Consider the following 13,638-nt stretch of genomic DNA (forward strand, 5'->3'; position numbering starts at 1 on the left):
GTGGCGGGGTGACAGGGCGGGTATTGAAGATTATTGCAAGGCTGCGCGGTATGTCCCCGGTGTTACCCCGGCATGCGCCTTGAACACCCGCTGGAAGTGACTCTGGTCGGCAAAGCCCAGGCCGTAGGCGACTTCAGCCAGCGGCTGGCCCTGGCGCAACAGTTGCCGAGCCTTGTTTACACGGGCGTTGAGCAGGTAGGCATGGGGCGTCATGCCGGTGGCGAGGCTGAAGGCGCGGATCAATTGATAGCGCCCCATGCCGGCCAACCGTGCCAGGCGGTCGAGGCTCAGTTCGGCCAGCGTCTGCTCCTCGGCATGGCCCAGCAGGTCGCGGAGTGTCGAAGGTGGCAAGGGCGGCGCAGGTGGCAGGTGCGGATGGATGGAGAAGTCGTTGTCGCCGAGAAAGGCCACCAGTGCCGCCTCTTTCTCGAACGCCGTCGCCCTGGAAAACAGCAGGGTGTTCAGTGTGCAAAACCGCCGGTACAGAGCTGCCGAACGGCTGATCCGGGCCGCCGCGCTGGGTTGGTCGGCGGCAATCCCCGACTCCAGGCGCAGGCAACGCAGCCAATCGGCGTCCAGGTGCAGCATCTGGTAGCTCCAGGCCTGTCCGGCTTCGGGGTTGCAGGCATGCACCCGCTGGGCCGGCACGAACACCAAGGTGCCGGGTGCCAGCCGCACCTGTCCGTCGCCGGCCCCGGTGAAGCGGCTATGACCGGCATCCACCGCACCAATGGAAAAGCTCGGGTGGCTGTGGGCCTTGTAGCAGGCACGGCTGTGGCAGGCGCGTCGGCTCTCGACGTAGGGCAGGGCCGAGTCGTGCCAGATTTCGCTGCTCGATGGGGTCATGGCGAGAGGGCCTGGAGGGGAGCGCAGGGCGCCAGTCTAGCGCGTGCCTGCTGTTCCGGCCATTTACCGTGCCACTGTGCTTGACGCGCCTGCCCGCCGGGCGCGACGCTGCGACGGTCACCGCTGGAGAAGAATAATGGACCTGTCGAGCCTGCTGCTGTTCATCCCCGCCTGTTTCGCCCTGAACATGGCGCCGGGCCCCAACAACCTGCTGTCCCTGCACAACGCCAGCCGTTACGGCCTGCGCACCGCCTGCGTGGCCGGCGCCGGGCGCTTGCTGGCCTTCAGCGGCATGATTGCCCTGGCTGCCATGGGCCTGGCCGTGGTACTGCACACCAGCGAGTACCTGTTCCTGGCGATCAAGGTGCTGGGCGCTGGCTACCTGTTCTATATCGCCTGGCAGCTGTGGCGGGCGCCGGTCGGCGAGGCGGTGGTGGCCGGCGAGCAGCCGCGCGGCACCTGGAAGCTGGCGCGCCAGGAGTTCTGGGTGGCGGCGGGCAACCCCAAGGCCATTCTTATCTTCACCGCCTTCCTGCCGCAGTTCGTCTCGGTGGGCAGCGCCACGCCGGTGAGCGAGCAGTTCCTGCAGCTGGGCGTGCTGTTCCTGCTGCTGGAGTGGGCGGCTATCGCCATCTACGCCGGGCTCGGCGCCTACCTGCAGCGCTGGTTCGAACGGCCCGGGCCACGTCGGCTGTTCAACCGGGTCAGTGCCTCGCTACTGGGGTGCGCGGGGCTTGGCCTGCTCGCGGCTCGTCGTTGATCCGCTGTTTTTCAGTGCAGCTGAGTATTGCCGCACTGTGCGCTTGCTGAGACCTTTCCCTGTTTCTGCCCGGCGCTTTTGCGCCGGGTGACAATAGGTGGGTCTATCCCGGGAGCGTGGTGTGAAGTGGTGGAGCAAGGCAGGTCGGCAAGACCCGCAGATCAAGGAGCTGAACCTCGCGCTCGAACGTAGCCGCTCACAGCTGGCGGCGTGGGAGCAGCGCGCCCGCGAGGCAGAATCGAAGGCCACGGAACTGGCACGGGAGAACCAGGTGCTCGCCCACCTGGCCGGCAACCTCTCGGCATTCTCGCATTCCCTGGAAATGACCCAGACCTCGTTCGCCAGCCTCGCCCACAGCATGGAGCAGGAAAGGCAGTACGCCATCCGCATCCAGGGTATCGCCAGCAGCAACCAGGCCAGCATTGATGCCATCGCGACCAATCTTGAGCAACTGGCCGATGCCTCCGGCGAGGCGTCGGAGAAGGTTGGCAGGCTCGATCACCAAGCCCAGCAGGTCGGTGGTGTGCTGGAGATCATCCGCGAGGTGGCGGACCAGACCAACCTGCTGGCCCTGAATGCGGCCATCGAGGCGGCGCGGGCCGGGGATGCCGGGCGCGGCTTTGCCGTGGTCGCGGATGAAGTCAGGACCCTGGCCAGGCGCACGGCGGACGCCACTGCCGAAATCGGCACGCTGGTCTCGGCCATTCGAGCCGACAGTGCGCAAAGCCGCGGGCATATCGCCAGCCTGGCCGATCATTCGTCATCGTACAGCGGTGTTGGCCAGACGGCGGCCAGTACCATGCGCCAGTTGCTGGACATGTCGACGGTGGCGGAGGGTTCGGCATCGGTGTCGGCACTGCGCAGTTTCTGCGAGCTGGCCAAGCTCGACCACCTGATCTACAAGTTCCGCGTCTACAAGGTGCTGTTCGGGGTCTCGCAGGAGCGCGGCGCGGACTTTACCGACCATACCCTTTGCCGCTTGGGCAAGTGGTATCGCGAGGGGGACGGGGCCCTGCACTATGCACATCTTGCAGGATACAAGGACATCGACGCGCCCCATGCCGCCGTGCACCGTTGCGCATTCGACGCCATTGATGCCCATGCCAGCGGCAATACCGCAGCGATGCTCAAGGCAGTGGCCGACATGGAAAGCGCCAGCCTGGCCGTGCAGGAAGGCTTGGAGCGCGTGGTCGCCAGTGGCGAACAATCGCCAGCGCTGCTGCAAAGGCGCCGCGCCGATGAGGCTCAGTCGCGGTAGAACGTCTGCACCAGGTGATAACCGAACTTGCTCTTGATCGGCCCGTGTACCACGCGCAGGGGCTTCTTGAAGATCACCTGGTCGATGGCGCCGACCAGCTGGCCCGGGCGCACCTCGCCCAGGTCGCCGCCGCGCTTGCCGGACGGACAGGTGGAGAATTTCTTCGCCAGCACGTCGAAGGCCTCGCCGTTGGCGATGCGCTGCTTGAGCTTTTCGGCTTCGTCAGCGGTCTTGACCAGGATGTGGCGGGCTTGGGCTTTCATGGGCTTACCTGTGCTTCGGGGGCAAAAGGTCGACATTATGCCTGATGGCGTCATCAGCGTAACTCCGGTCTGTCGCGGAACTGCTCCAGCGCCTCGGGGTTGGCCAGCGCATCGGTGTTCTTCACCGGCAGGCCATGCACCACGTTGCGGATCGCCAGCTCCACCAGTTTGCCGCTGAGGGTGCGCGGGATATCGTCGACCTGGGCGATCACCGCCGGCACATGGCGCGGCGTGGTGTACTGGCGGATCACCAGGCGGATGCGCTGGCGCAGGGCGTCGTCCAGTTGCAGGCCGTCGCGCAGGCGCACGAATAGCACCACGCGCACGTCGTTGTGCCAGTTCTGGCCGATGGCCACGCTCTCCAGTACCTCCTCGACCTTTTCCACCTGGCGATAGATCTCCGCGGTGCCGATGCGTACGCCGCCGGGGTTGAGCACGGCATCGGAGCGGCCGTGGATCACCAGGCCGCCGCCCGGGATCTGCTCGGCATAGTCGCCCTGGCACCAGATACCCTCGAACTGGCTGAAATAGGCGTCATGGTAGCGGCTACCATCGTCGTCCCCCCAGAACCCCAGCGGCATCGAAGGAAAGGGCTGGGTACAGACCAGCTCGCCTTTCTCGCCAGTGATCGATTGCCGCTGTTCATTCCACACGTCCACCGCCATGCCCAGGCCCTTGCCGGCGATTTCGCCGCGGCGCACCGGCAGCAGCGGGTTGCCGAGCACGAAGCAGGCGACGATATCGGTGCCACCGGACATGGACGCCAGGCACACGTCGGGCTTCACCTTGGCGTATACATAGTCGTAGCTGTGTGGTGACAGGGGCGATCCGGTGGAGAGGATCAGCCGCAGGCTGTCGAGGCGGTGGGAGCTTGCCGGTTCGACGCTCGCCTGTTCCAGTGCGGCAAGGTACTTGGCGCTGGTGCCGAAGGCATGGATCCCTTCGGCGTCGATCAGGTCGATCAGGCGCTCGGGGCCCGGATGAAACGGCGAGCCGTCGTACAGCACCAGGGTGGCGCCGACCGCCAGGCCGCTGACCAGCCAGTTCCACATCATCCAGCCGCAGGTGGTGTAGTAGAACAGCACGTCGTCGGCCTTGAGGTCGTTGTGCAGACCGTGTTCTTTCAGGTGTTGCAGCAGCACGCCACCGGCACGGTGGACGATGCACTTGGGCACGCCGGTGGTACCGCTGGAGTAAAGGATATAGAGCGGATGGTCGAAGGGCAGGGCGGTAAAGTCCGGGGTGCCGCCCGGGGTGAAATAGTCATCCCACAGCACGGTCTGCTGGGTGCTGAACTCATCGGCGCGGGTCTGCGGTCGGGTGTGGGGCACTACCAGCAACCGCTCGACACTGGGGAGTTGGAACGCGACCTGGTTGATCTTCTCCACCTGGTCGATGGTCTTTCCGGCGTACTGGTAACCGGCGCAGGCCACCAGCAGCCTGGGCGCGATCTGCCCGAAACGGTCGATGATGCCGTGGGTGCCGAACTCCGGCGAACAGCTCGACCAGACCGCGCCAAGGCTGGTGGCGGCGAGCATGGCCACCAGGGTTTCCCAGGTGTTGGGCATCACTGCGGCGATACGGTCGCCGGGCTGGATGCCGGCGTGCCTGAAGGCCTGTTGCAGCCCGGCGACCTGGGCGGCCAGTTGATTGTGGGTGAGGCTGTGGCGGGCGCCGTCCTCGCGCAGGGCCACCACGGCCGGGCGGTCGTCGCGGCGTAGCAGCAGGTGCTCGGCGACATTCAGGGTGGCGCCGCGGAACCAGCGGGCCTCGGTCATGTGCTCGCCTTCCTCGAGGATGCTTGCCGGTGGCGTGTGCCAGCGCACATGGAAGTACTCGGCCAGGGCCTGCCAGAACTGTGGGCGCTGTTCGATGCTCCAGCGGTGCAGGGCGGCGTAGCTGTCGAGCTGGAGGTTGAAGCGCCGGTTGACCCGGCGGCGGAAGGCTTCCATCCGGCTCGCTTCGATGCGGGTGGTGGAGGGGCGCCAGAGGACGTCGTTCATGCCGGGACCCTCGGTAATGGCTACTGGTCTGATAACAGGCAAGCGCAATCCCTGGAGCGGCCTTGCGTCGCGAAAGGGCCGCGCAGCGGCCCCAGGGTTTCAGCGTTGACGCACCAATCGGCGGGGCTGCTACGCAGCCCTTTCGCGACGCAAGGCCGCTCCTACAAAAAACGTGTATCCCTGATCATTCGGCGTCAGGTCGTCCTTACTCCACTTTAGCCGCTTACTGGGCCAGCCAGCCGCCATCGACGTTCCAGGCGGCGCCACGCACCTGGCTACCGGCCTCGCCGCACAGGAACAACACCAGCTCGCCGAGATGCCGGGGCGTGACGAAGGCCAGCGAGGGCTGCTTCTCGGCCAGCAGGTCGTGCTGCGCCTGCTGCGCGTCGCCCCCATTGGCGGCGCGGTCGTCGATCTGCTTCTGCACCAGCGGGGTCAGCACCCAGCCCGGGCAGATGGCATTGCAGGTGACGTTGCTGGTGGCGGTCTCCAGGCCGATGACCTTGGTCAGGCCGACCACGCCGTGCTTCGCGGCGACGTAGGCGGCCTTGCCGGTGGAGCCCACCAGGCCGTGCACCGAGGCGATGTTGACGATCCGCCCCCAGCCCCGCGCGCGCATGCCCGGCAGGACCAGGCGGCTGCCGTGGAACACCGCCGACAGGTTCAAGGCGATGATCTTGTCCCAGGCCTCCACCGGAAACTGCTCGACCGGCGCCACGTGCTGGATGCCGGCGTTGTTGACGAGGATGTCGACCGCGCCGAACTCGCGTTCGGCCAGGGCGAACATCTGCTCGATCTGCGCCACGTCGGACAGGTCGGCGGGGTGATGGACCACCTTGACCCCGTGCTGCCTGATCTCGGCAATGGCGGCCGCCGGGTCGCCAAAGCCGTTGAGCAGGATATTGGCACCGGCCTCGGCCAGCACCTGGGCTATCCCCAAACCGATGCCGCTGGTGGAACCGGTGACCAGTGCGGTCTTGCCTTTGAGCGTCATGCCGTTCTCCTTCATACGATGCCGGTGGCGTAGAACGTGGCGATGACCACGAATACGGCCAGGGTCTTGATCAGGGTAATACCGAAAATGTCCTTGTAGGCCTCGCGGTGGGTCAGCCCGGTCACCGCCAGCAGGGTGATCACCGCGCCGTTGTGCGGCAGGGTGTCCATGCCGCCGCTGGCCATGGCGGCGACCCGGTGCAACACCTCCAGCGGGATGTTCGCCGCGTTGGCGGCGGCGATGAAGCTGTCGCTCATGGCCGCCAGGGCGATGCTCATGCCGCCGGAGGCGGAGCCGGTGATGCCGGCCAGCAGGGTGACGGTGATGGCCTCGTTGACCAGCGGGTTGGGGATACCGCGCAGGGCGTCGGCCAAGACCAGGAAGCCCGGCAGCGAGGCGATCACTGCGCCGAAACCGTATTCCGAGGCGGTGTTCATCGCCGCCAGCAGGGCGCCGCTCACGGCGCTCTTGGTGCCTTCGGCCAGGCGCTGGCGAATGGTGCCGAAGGCGCACACCAGCACCATCAGGATGCCCACCAGCAGGGCCGCCTGCACCGCCCAGATCGCCGTGAGCTTGGCCACGTCGCTCTGCACTGGCGTGGCCATGCCCGGCAACTGCAGGGTGTGGCTGGCCCCGTACCACTGCGGGATCCAGTGGGTGAACAGCAGGTTCATCACCCCCACCAGCAGCAGCGGCGCCAGGGCCAGCCACGGGTTGGGCAGGGCGATGTCGTCGGCGGTTTCCGGCTCGTTGCGCAGGTTGCTGCCGTAGCCTTCGCCCTTGCGCTGGGCCTTGTTACGCTGGCGTTGCAGGTAGAGCATGCCGGCGCAGAACACGAACAGCGTGCCGATCAGCCCCAGCCAGGGCGCGGCCCAGGCGGTGGTGTTGAAGAAGGTGCTGGGGATGATGTTCTGGATTTGCGGGGTGCCGGGCAGGGCGTCCATGGTGAAGGAGAACGCGCCCAGGGCGATGGTCGCCGGGATCAGCCGCTTGGGAATGTCGCTCTGGCGGAACATCTCGGCGGCGAACGGGTACACCGCGAACACCACCACGAACAGCGACACGCCGCCGTAGGTAAGCAGGGCGCAGACCAGCACGATCACCAGCATGGCCTGACGGGTGCCGAGCAGGCGAATGGCGGCGGCGACGATCGAGCGTGAGAAGCCCGACAGCTCGATCAGCTTGCCGAACACGGCGCCGAGCAGGAATACCGGGAAATAGAGCTTGATGAAGCCGACCATCTTCTCCATGAACACCCCGGTGAAGGCCGGGGCCACGGCGGCGGGGTCGGTGAGTAGCACGGCGCCAAGGGCGGCGATGGGGGCGAAGAGGATCACGCTGTAGCCGCGGTAGGCGGCGAGCATCAGCAGGGCCAGGGCAGCGAGGGCGATGAGCACGGTCATCCTAAGGGGATCTCCAACTGTTGTTTTTATGGTTGGAATACCAGTAGCGGGAATTGTGCCAACTTGTTAAGTCATTGAAATTATTGAATTATCTTGAATTTATAAAGATCGATGTCTCGAATTTGAGAAAGTGGGGCCGCGTTGCGGCCCATCGCCGGCAAGCCGGCTCCCACAGTGGATTGCGGTACGCCATGTGGCAGGCGCCTTGTCGGCGGCCGCGGGCGCAACCATCGCGCTGGTCTCAATAAAGAGATACATATCTCCTTATTGAGACTCGATATCCAGCGCAACCATCTTTTTGTACAAGGTCGACCGTCCCAGCCCCAATGCCTGCGCTGCCTCCGGCACATTCCCGCCAGTGCGCCCCAAGGCCCGCACAATCAGCCCGCGTTCAAACTGCGCACAGGCCTCCCGGTACCCCAACTGCGGTGCCGTCTCGGCCACCGGGCTCAATGGTCCCAGCGCGTTTGTCAGATCATGCACGCCCAGCCGTGGCTGGTCGGCCAGCAGGGTCGCCCGTTCCAGCACATTACGCAGCTCTCGGATATTCCCCGGCCAGGCATGGCGCCCCAACAGTGCCTGGGCCTCGGCCTCCAGCTCATACTGGCTGCCCAATTCGGCAAGAATCGCCTCGCACAGCGCCGGCAGGTCCTCCAGGCGTTCGCGCAGCGGCGGCACCTGCACCGGCAGCACATTCAACCGGTAGTACAGGTCGGTACGAAACGCTCCCCGGGCCATCGCCGCCTGCAGGTCGATGGAGGTGGCGGCGATGATCCGCACATCGCTGCGCAGCATCTGGTTGCTGCCCACAGGCTCGTATTCCTTCTCCTGCAGCACGCGCAACAGCTTGCTCTGCAGGGCCAGGGGCATGTCGCCGATCTCGTCGAGGAACAGCGTGCCGCCTTCGGCCAGTTGCAGCTTGCCGCTGCGGCCCTTGCGGTCGGCGCCGGTGAAGGCCCCGGGTGCGGTGCCGAAGAACTCGGCCTCCAGCAACGCTTCGGGGATCGCCGCGCTGTTGATGCTGACGAACGCCTTGTGCGCGCGCGCCGAGGCGGCGTGGATGGCGTGGGCCAGCAGTTCCTTGCCGGTGCCGGTCTCGCCGAGTAGCAGCACCGGTGAGTCGCTGGTCGCGCCGCGGCGGGCGCGGCGCTTTGCTTCAAGGCAGGCCGGGCTGCTGCCGACGAACTGGGCGAAGCTGTAGCGGGCCTGGCGCGCACGCAGTTGCGAGCGGGTCGAGGCCAGTTCCTGCTGCATGCTGGCATAGCGCTTGAGCAAGGGCGACAGGCTGCGTAGCTCGTCGAACAGGGCAAAGCCAATGGCGCCGATCAGCGCGCCCTGGTCGTCGTGGATCGGCAGGCGCATCACCACCAGCGGCTCGTTCGGCGTGTCGAGCATGTCCAGCAGGATCGGCTTTCCGTTGCTCACCACCTCGCGCATCAGGCTGCCGGGGATTACCGCCTCGCAGGGCTGGCCGATGGCGCTGGCGGCGTCCTGCAGGCCGAACCGTCGGGCATAGCGCTCGTTCATCCAGACGATGCGCGCCTGGCGGTCGACGATCACCGTGCCTTCGCTGGATTGCTCGATGATCTCGAACAGCGAGCGGATGGCCAGTTGGCGGACCTGGGGGTAGTCCTTGAGGTTGTCGTGCATGGAAGACGTATCCGTTGAGACAAGTGTCGTGCGCCCCTGTAGAGCGGCCTTGTGTCGCGATAGGGCCGCTCCTGCAGTGACCGAGGTAAGGCTATGAGCGGGGATCGAACGCCTCGCGCAGCGCATCGCCGATAAATACCAGCAACGACAGGATCAGCGCCAGGGCAAAGAACGCGGTAAAGCCCAGCCACGGCGCCTCGAGGTGCTGCTTGCCCTGGGTCACCAGCTCGCCCAGCGAAGCGCTGCCGGCGGGCATGCCGAAGCCGAGAAAGTCCAGCGCGGTGAGGGTGGTGATCGCCCCGGTGAGCATGAAGGGGACATAGGTCAGGGTCGCGTTGAGGGCGTTGGGCAGGATATGCCGCAGCATCACCTGGGTATCTGACAGTCCCAGTGCGCGAGCGGCCTTGACGTATTCCAGGTTGCGCCCACGGAGGAACTCGGCGCGCACCACATCGACCAGGGTCAGCCAGGAGAACAGCGCCATGATCCCCAGCAGCCACCAGAAATCCGGCTCGACGAATCCTGACAGGATGATCAGCAGGTACAGCACCGGCAATCCCGACCACACTTCCAGCAGGCGCTGGCCGAACAGGTCGACCCAGCCACCGTGGTAGCCCTGCAGGGCACCGGCCGTCACGCCGATCAGCACGCTGAGCAGGGTCAGGGCGAAGGCGAACAACAGCGAAACCCGTGTGCCATACAATACCCGCGCCAGCACATCGCGGCCCTGGTCGTCGGTGCCCAGCCAGTTGCTCGCGCTGGGCGGGCTGGGGGTGGGCACCTGCAGGTCGTAGTTGGGGGTATCGGCGCTGAACGGGATGGGCGCGAACAGCATCCAGCCGCCCTGGCCCTCGATCAACTGGCGCACGTACTGGCTGCGGTAGTCGGGCTGGAACGGCAGCTGCCCGCCGAACTGCTGCTCGGTGTAGCGCTTGAGCGCCGGGGTGTACAGCTCGCCCTGGTAGCCCAGCAGCAAGGGCTTGTCATTGGCCACCAGTTCCGCGCCCAGGCTCAACAGCAACAGCCCGGCGAACAGCCACAGCGAGATCCAGCCGCGGCGGTTGTCGTGAAAGCGCCGCAGGCGCCGCCGGGCGATGGGCGAGAACATCAGCGGCCCCTCGCGTCGAAGTCGATGCGCGGGTCGAGCACCGTGTAGCACAGGTCGCCCAGCAGGCGGATCAGCAGCCCGGCCAGGGTGAAGATGAATAACGTGCCGAACACCACCGGGTAGTCCCGCGACACCGCTGCCTCGTAGCTCATGCGCCCGAGGCCGTCGAGGGAGAAGATCACTTCGATCAGCAGCGATCCTGCGAAGAACACCGTGATCAATGCCTGGGGCAGGCCGGCCACCACCAGCAGCATGGCGTTGCGCAGTACATGGCCGTACAGCACCCGGCGCTCGCTCAGGCCCTTGGCCCGTGCGGTGACCACGTACTGGCGGGCGATCTCGTCGAGGAAGGCGTTCTTGGTCAGCAGGGTGAGGGTGGCGAAACCGCCGATCACCAGGGCGCCAACCGGCAGCACCAGGTGCCAGAAGTAGTCGGCGACCTTGCCCAGCAGGCTGAGCTGGTCGAAGTCCTCCGACACCAGGCCGCGCACCGGGAACCAGTTGAGCGAGGTGCCGCCGGCGAACAGCACGATCAGCAGCAGGGCGAACAGGAACGAGGGCAGGGCGTAGCCGATCACGATCAGCGCGCTGCTCCAGGCGTCGAAGCGGCTGCCATGGCGCACCGCCTTGCGAATGCCCAACGGGATCGACACCAGGTAGGTGATCAGCGTGGCCCAGAAGCCCAGCGACAGGGTCACCGGCAGTTTCTGCACGATCAGCTCGGTGACCGTGGCGCCGCGAAAGAAACTCTGGCCGAAGTCCAGCCGTGCATACTGGCCAAGCATCAGCCACAGCCGTTCGGGCGCGGACTTGTCGAAACCGTACTGGCGCTTGATCTCCTCGATCAGCTTCGGGTCCAGACCGCGGGTGGCGCGGGACTCGCCCTGTACTGCCTCGACGCGGGCACCCGGCGCGCCGCCGCCGATGCCCTGCAGGCGCGCCACGGCCTGTTCCACCGGCCCGCCGGGCGCGGCCTGGACGATGGCGAAGTTCACCAGCAGGATGGCCAGCAAGGTGGGGATGATCAGCAGCAGGCGGCGCAGGATGTAGGTGGTCATGGCATGCTCCGCAAGCGCTCGGCCATCCGCGGGTTGGTCAGGGCCCGGGGGCTGACTTCCCACCAGGTGTCCAGGCCTTCGTCATAGGCCGGCTGTACCTTGGGCAGGCCGAAGCGGTTCCACCACACCGTCGAGCTGCCCGGCGGGTAGTAGTTGGGAATCCAGTAGTAGTTCCATTGCAGCACCCGGTCCAGGGCGCGGGCGTGGCGCTGCATGTCGGCCTGGCTGGTGGCGCGTACCAGGCCGTCGAGCAGGCGGTCCACCGCCGGGTCCTTGAGCACCATCAGGTTGTTCGAGCCCGGATCATTGGCTGCGGCGGAACCGAAGTAGTTGTACTGCTCGCTGCCCGGCGACAGGGTCACCGGGTAGCCGGTGACGATCATGTCGTAGTCGCGGGCCATCAGCCGGTTGACGTACTGGGCAGAGTCGACGTTGCGGATGTTCAGTTCGACGCCGATCTGCGCCAGGTTGCGCTTCCACGGCAGCAGCAGGCGTTCCATCCCCGACTGGCCATTGAGGAAGGTGAAGCTCAACGGCTGGCCCTGGGCATTGACCAGTCGATCGCCCTGGGGATGCCAGCCGGCGTCCTGCAGCAAGGCCAGGGCCTTCAGTTGCTGCTGGCGGATGATGCCGGAGCCATCGGTGACCGGTGCGTTGAATACCTGGCTGAACACCTGGTCCGGCACCTGGCCGCGCAGCGGTTCGAGCAGCTTGAGCTCCTCGGCGTCGGGCAGGGCGCGGGCAGCCAGGGGGGTGTTCGAGTACAGGCTCTGCTGGCGGATGTACATGTTGCGCATCATCTGCCGGTTGCTCCATTCGAAGTCCCAGAGCATGGCCAGGGCCTGGCGCACGCGGCGGTCCTTGAACTGCGGCTGGTCCAGATTGAACACGAAGCCCTGGGCGATCTGCGGCTTGGCCGGAGCCAGGTGGGCGCGCTGCAGGCGCCCGTCATCCAGCGGGGCACCGTTGTAGCCGAGGGTGTAGGCGGTGGCGGAATACTCGCGGTTGTAGTCGTAGCCTCCACCCTTGAGCACCTGGCGGGCCACCTCGGTGTCACCGAAGAATTCGACGCCGATGCGGTCAAAGTTGTACAGCCCGCGGACGACCGGCAAATCCCGCGCCCACCAGGTCGCATCGCGCTCGAAGGTGATGCTGCGGCCGTTGTCGATCCTGCTGATGCGGTAAGGGCCGCTGCCCACCGGCTTGTCGAAGCCGGCGCCGTTGGCGAAGTCGCGTTGCTGCCAGTCGTGCTCGGGCAGCACCGGCAGGCCGGCCAGCTCAAGGGGGAGCGTACGGCCATGGGGCTGTTTCAAGTCGAAGCGCACCTGACGCGGGCCTTCGACCGTGACCGCGGCGACATCGGCGAACTGGGTACGAAACTTGAGGCTGCCCTGGTTCATCAGCAGCTCGTAGCTGAAGCGTACGTCTTCGGCCCGTACCGGCTTGCCGTCGGCGAAGGTGGCGCGGGGGTCGAGGTAGAAGCGCAGCCAGGCGTCATCGGGGCCGCGCTCCATGCGCTGGGCGACAAGGCCGTATACGGTGTAGGGCTCATCAAGCGAGCGCACGGCCAGCGGTGCGTACAACCAGCCATCGACCTGGCTGACGCCGATGCCTTTGTCGATGTAGGGCAGGACATGGTCGAACTGGCCGATCTCGATGGCCGAGCGGCGCAGGCTGCCGCCCTTGGGGGCGTCGGGGTTGACGTAGTCGAAATGGTGGAAATTCGCGGGGTAGCGCGGGGCTTCGGCGTAGACGGTGAGGGCGTGGGTGGGGGCGGCATGGGAGGTGGCAGTCAGGCACAACAGCATGAACCCACACAACAACTGTGGGAGCGGGTTTACCCGCGAATGCGTCAGCTCAGGCAACGATGTTGCATGGACCGGCGTATTCGCGGGTGAACCCGCTCCCACAGGGTACGTCATCGGCTGCGATGACTTAGTCCTGACGGCTGGTCACTTCCAGCAGGTGGTAGCCGAACTGGGTCTTCACCGGACCCTGGACGACATTCAGCGGCGCGCTGAAGACCACGGTGTCGAACTCGCGAACCATCTGGCCCGGGCCGAACGAACCCAGGTCGCCGCCCTGACGGCTGGACGGGCAGGTAGAGTGGGCCTTGGCGACTTCGGCGAAGTCGGCGCCGCCTTCGATCTGTGCTTTGAGTTCGTTGCACTTGTCTTCGGTGGCAACCAGGATGTGGCGGGCGGTGGCACGGGCCATGGGTACTGCTCCTTGGGATCGAAAAGGCAAGCCTAGCGCACTTGTTCGTGCCGTGTCTCGCAAGGCTTGCCATAGAGG

General features: G+C 66.1%; 12 protein-coding genes and 1 pseudogene. 3 read left to right on the plus strand and 10 right to left on the minus strand.

Annotated features, from left to right (window positions below):
• Positions 1-30: 30 nt before the first annotated feature.
• On the minus strand, positions 31-846 hold the full coding sequence (locus AC25MA_RS20575; RefSeq protein WP_213883292.1) for an AraC family transcriptional regulator: 816 nt from the start codon (positions 844-846) through the stop codon (positions 31-33).
• A gap of 136 nt (positions 847-982) precedes the next feature.
• Here AC25MA_RS20575 and AC25MA_RS20580 point away from each other — a divergent pair, with 136 nt between their 5' ends.
• From AC25MA_RS20580 to AC25MA_RS20590, 3 genes and pseudogenes are all read left to right on the plus strand, one after another.
• Positions 983-1,606 (plus strand): LysE family translocator, encoded by a 624-nt coding sequence (locus tag AC25MA_RS20580; protein ID WP_028688962.1) that lies wholly within the window; start codon positions 983-985, stop codon positions 1,604-1,606.
• A 523-nt stretch (positions 1,607-2,129) separates the two neighbouring features.
• Positions 2,130-2,369 (plus strand): annotated as a pseudogene (locus AC25MA_RS20585) (methyl-accepting chemotaxis protein); the annotation flags it as partial.
• Between the two features lie 54 nt (positions 2,370-2,423).
• Positions 2,424-2,864 (plus strand): CZB domain-containing protein, encoded by a 441-nt coding sequence (locus AC25MA_RS20590; protein ID WP_232108865.1) that lies wholly within the window; start codon positions 2,424-2,426, stop codon positions 2,862-2,864.
• Here the strand turns inward: AC25MA_RS20590 and AC25MA_RS20595 are convergent.
• From AC25MA_RS20595 to AC25MA_RS20635, 9 genes are all read right to left on the minus strand, one after another.
• Entirely contained in the window at positions 2,852-3,127 is a 276-nt protein-coding gene (locus AC25MA_RS20595; protein WP_008095636.1) for a peptidylprolyl isomerase, read from the minus strand. The genes AC25MA_RS20590 and AC25MA_RS20595 overlap by 13 nt on opposite strands.
• 53 nt (positions 3,128-3,180) lie before the next feature.
• Entirely contained in the window at positions 3,181-5,130 is a 1,950-nt protein-coding gene (locus tag AC25MA_RS20600) for an acetoacetate--CoA ligase (protein WP_280063504.1), read from the minus strand.
• Between the two features lie 223 nt (positions 5,131-5,353).
• Positions 5,354-6,124, minus strand: a complete 771-nt coding sequence (hbdH, locus tag AC25MA_RS20605) for a 3-hydroxybutyrate dehydrogenase (protein WP_062363155.1) — start codon at positions 6,122-6,124, stop codon at positions 5,354-5,356.
• 11 nt (positions 6,125-6,135) lie between these two features.
• The gene (locus tag AC25MA_RS20610; RefSeq protein ID WP_088852526.1) at positions 6,136-7,527 is read right to left on the minus strand and encodes a GntP family permease; all 1,392 of its coding nucleotides are present in this window, start codon (positions 7,525-7,527) and stop codon (positions 6,136-6,138) included.
• Between the two features lie 264 nt (positions 7,528-7,791).
• Positions 7,792-9,177, minus strand: a complete 1,386-nt coding sequence (locus tag AC25MA_RS20615; RefSeq protein ID WP_028688958.1) for a sigma-54 interaction domain-containing protein — start codon at positions 9,175-9,177, stop codon at positions 7,792-7,794.
• Between the two features lie 91 nt (positions 9,178-9,268).
• Positions 9,269-10,285, minus strand: coding sequence for an ABC transporter permease (locus tag AC25MA_RS20620; RefSeq protein ID WP_486972349.1), 1,017 nt, complete (start codon positions 10,283-10,285; stop codon positions 9,269-9,271).
• Entirely contained in the window at positions 10,285-11,343 is a 1,059-nt protein-coding gene (locus AC25MA_RS20625) for a microcin C ABC transporter permease YejB (protein WP_028688956.1), read from the minus strand. Before AC25MA_RS20625 ends, AC25MA_RS20620 begins: the two co-directional genes overlap by 1 nt.
• Positions 11,340-13,265: an extracellular solute-binding protein gene (locus tag AC25MA_RS20630; protein WP_028688955.1), complete on the minus strand. Its 1,926-nt coding sequence runs from the start codon at positions 13,263-13,265 to the stop codon at positions 11,340-11,342. Before AC25MA_RS20630 ends, AC25MA_RS20625 begins: the two co-directional genes overlap by 4 nt.
• A 13-nt stretch (positions 13,266-13,278) precedes the next feature.
• Positions 13,279-13,560 (minus strand): peptidylprolyl isomerase, encoded by a 282-nt coding sequence (locus AC25MA_RS20635; protein WP_028688954.1) that lies wholly within the window; start codon positions 13,558-13,560, stop codon positions 13,279-13,281.
• Positions 13,561-13,638: the final 78 nt, after the last annotated feature.

This window comes from Pseudomonas sp. P65(2024) (assembly GCF_057480955.1).

Excerpts from the sequence above, each read along its gene's own strand:
- hbdH (WP_062363155.1), bottom strand. The coding sequence starts at position 6,124 with ATGACGCTCAAAGGCAAGACCGCACTGGTCACCGGTTCCACCAGCGGC.
- AC25MA_RS20575 (WP_213883292.1), bottom strand. The coding sequence starts at position 846 with ATGACCCCATCGAGCAGCGAAATCTGGCACGACTCGGCCCTGCCCTAC.
- AC25MA_RS20615 (WP_028688958.1), bottom strand. The coding sequence starts at position 9,177 with ATGCACGACAACCTCAAGGACTACCCCCAGGTCCGCCAACTGGCCATC.
- AC25MA_RS20610 (WP_088852526.1), bottom strand. The coding sequence starts at position 7,527 with ATGACCGTGCTCATCGCCCTCGCTGCCCTGGCCCTGCTGATGCTCGCC.
- AC25MA_RS20635 (WP_028688954.1), bottom strand. The coding sequence starts at position 13,560 with ATGGCCCGTGCCACCGCCCGCCACATCCTGGTTGCCACCGAAGACAAG.
- AC25MA_RS20630 (WP_028688955.1), bottom strand. The coding sequence starts at position 13,265 with ATGACGTACCCTGTGGGAGCGGGTTCACCCGCGAATACGCCGGTCCAT.
- AC25MA_RS20590 (WP_232108865.1), top strand. The coding sequence starts at position 2,424 with ATGTCGACGGTGGCGGAGGGTTCGGCATCGGTGTCGGCACTGCGCAGT.
- AC25MA_RS20595 (WP_008095636.1), bottom strand. The coding sequence starts at position 3,127 with ATGAAAGCCCAAGCCCGCCACATCCTGGTCAAGACCGCTGACGAAGCC.
- AC25MA_RS20580 (WP_028688962.1), top strand. The coding sequence starts at position 983 with ATGGACCTGTCGAGCCTGCTGCTGTTCATCCCCGCCTGTTTCGCCCTG.
- AC25MA_RS20600 (WP_280063504.1), bottom strand. The coding sequence starts at position 5,130 with ATGAACGACGTCCTCTGGCGCCCCTCCACCACCCGCATCGAAGCGAGC.
- AC25MA_RS20625 (WP_028688956.1), bottom strand. The coding sequence starts at position 11,343 with ATGACCACCTACATCCTGCGCCGCCTGCTGCTGATCATCCCCACCTTG.
- AC25MA_RS20620 (WP_486972349.1), bottom strand. The coding sequence starts at position 10,285 with ATGTTCTCGCCCATCGCCCGGCGGCGCCTGCGGCGCTTTCACGACAAC.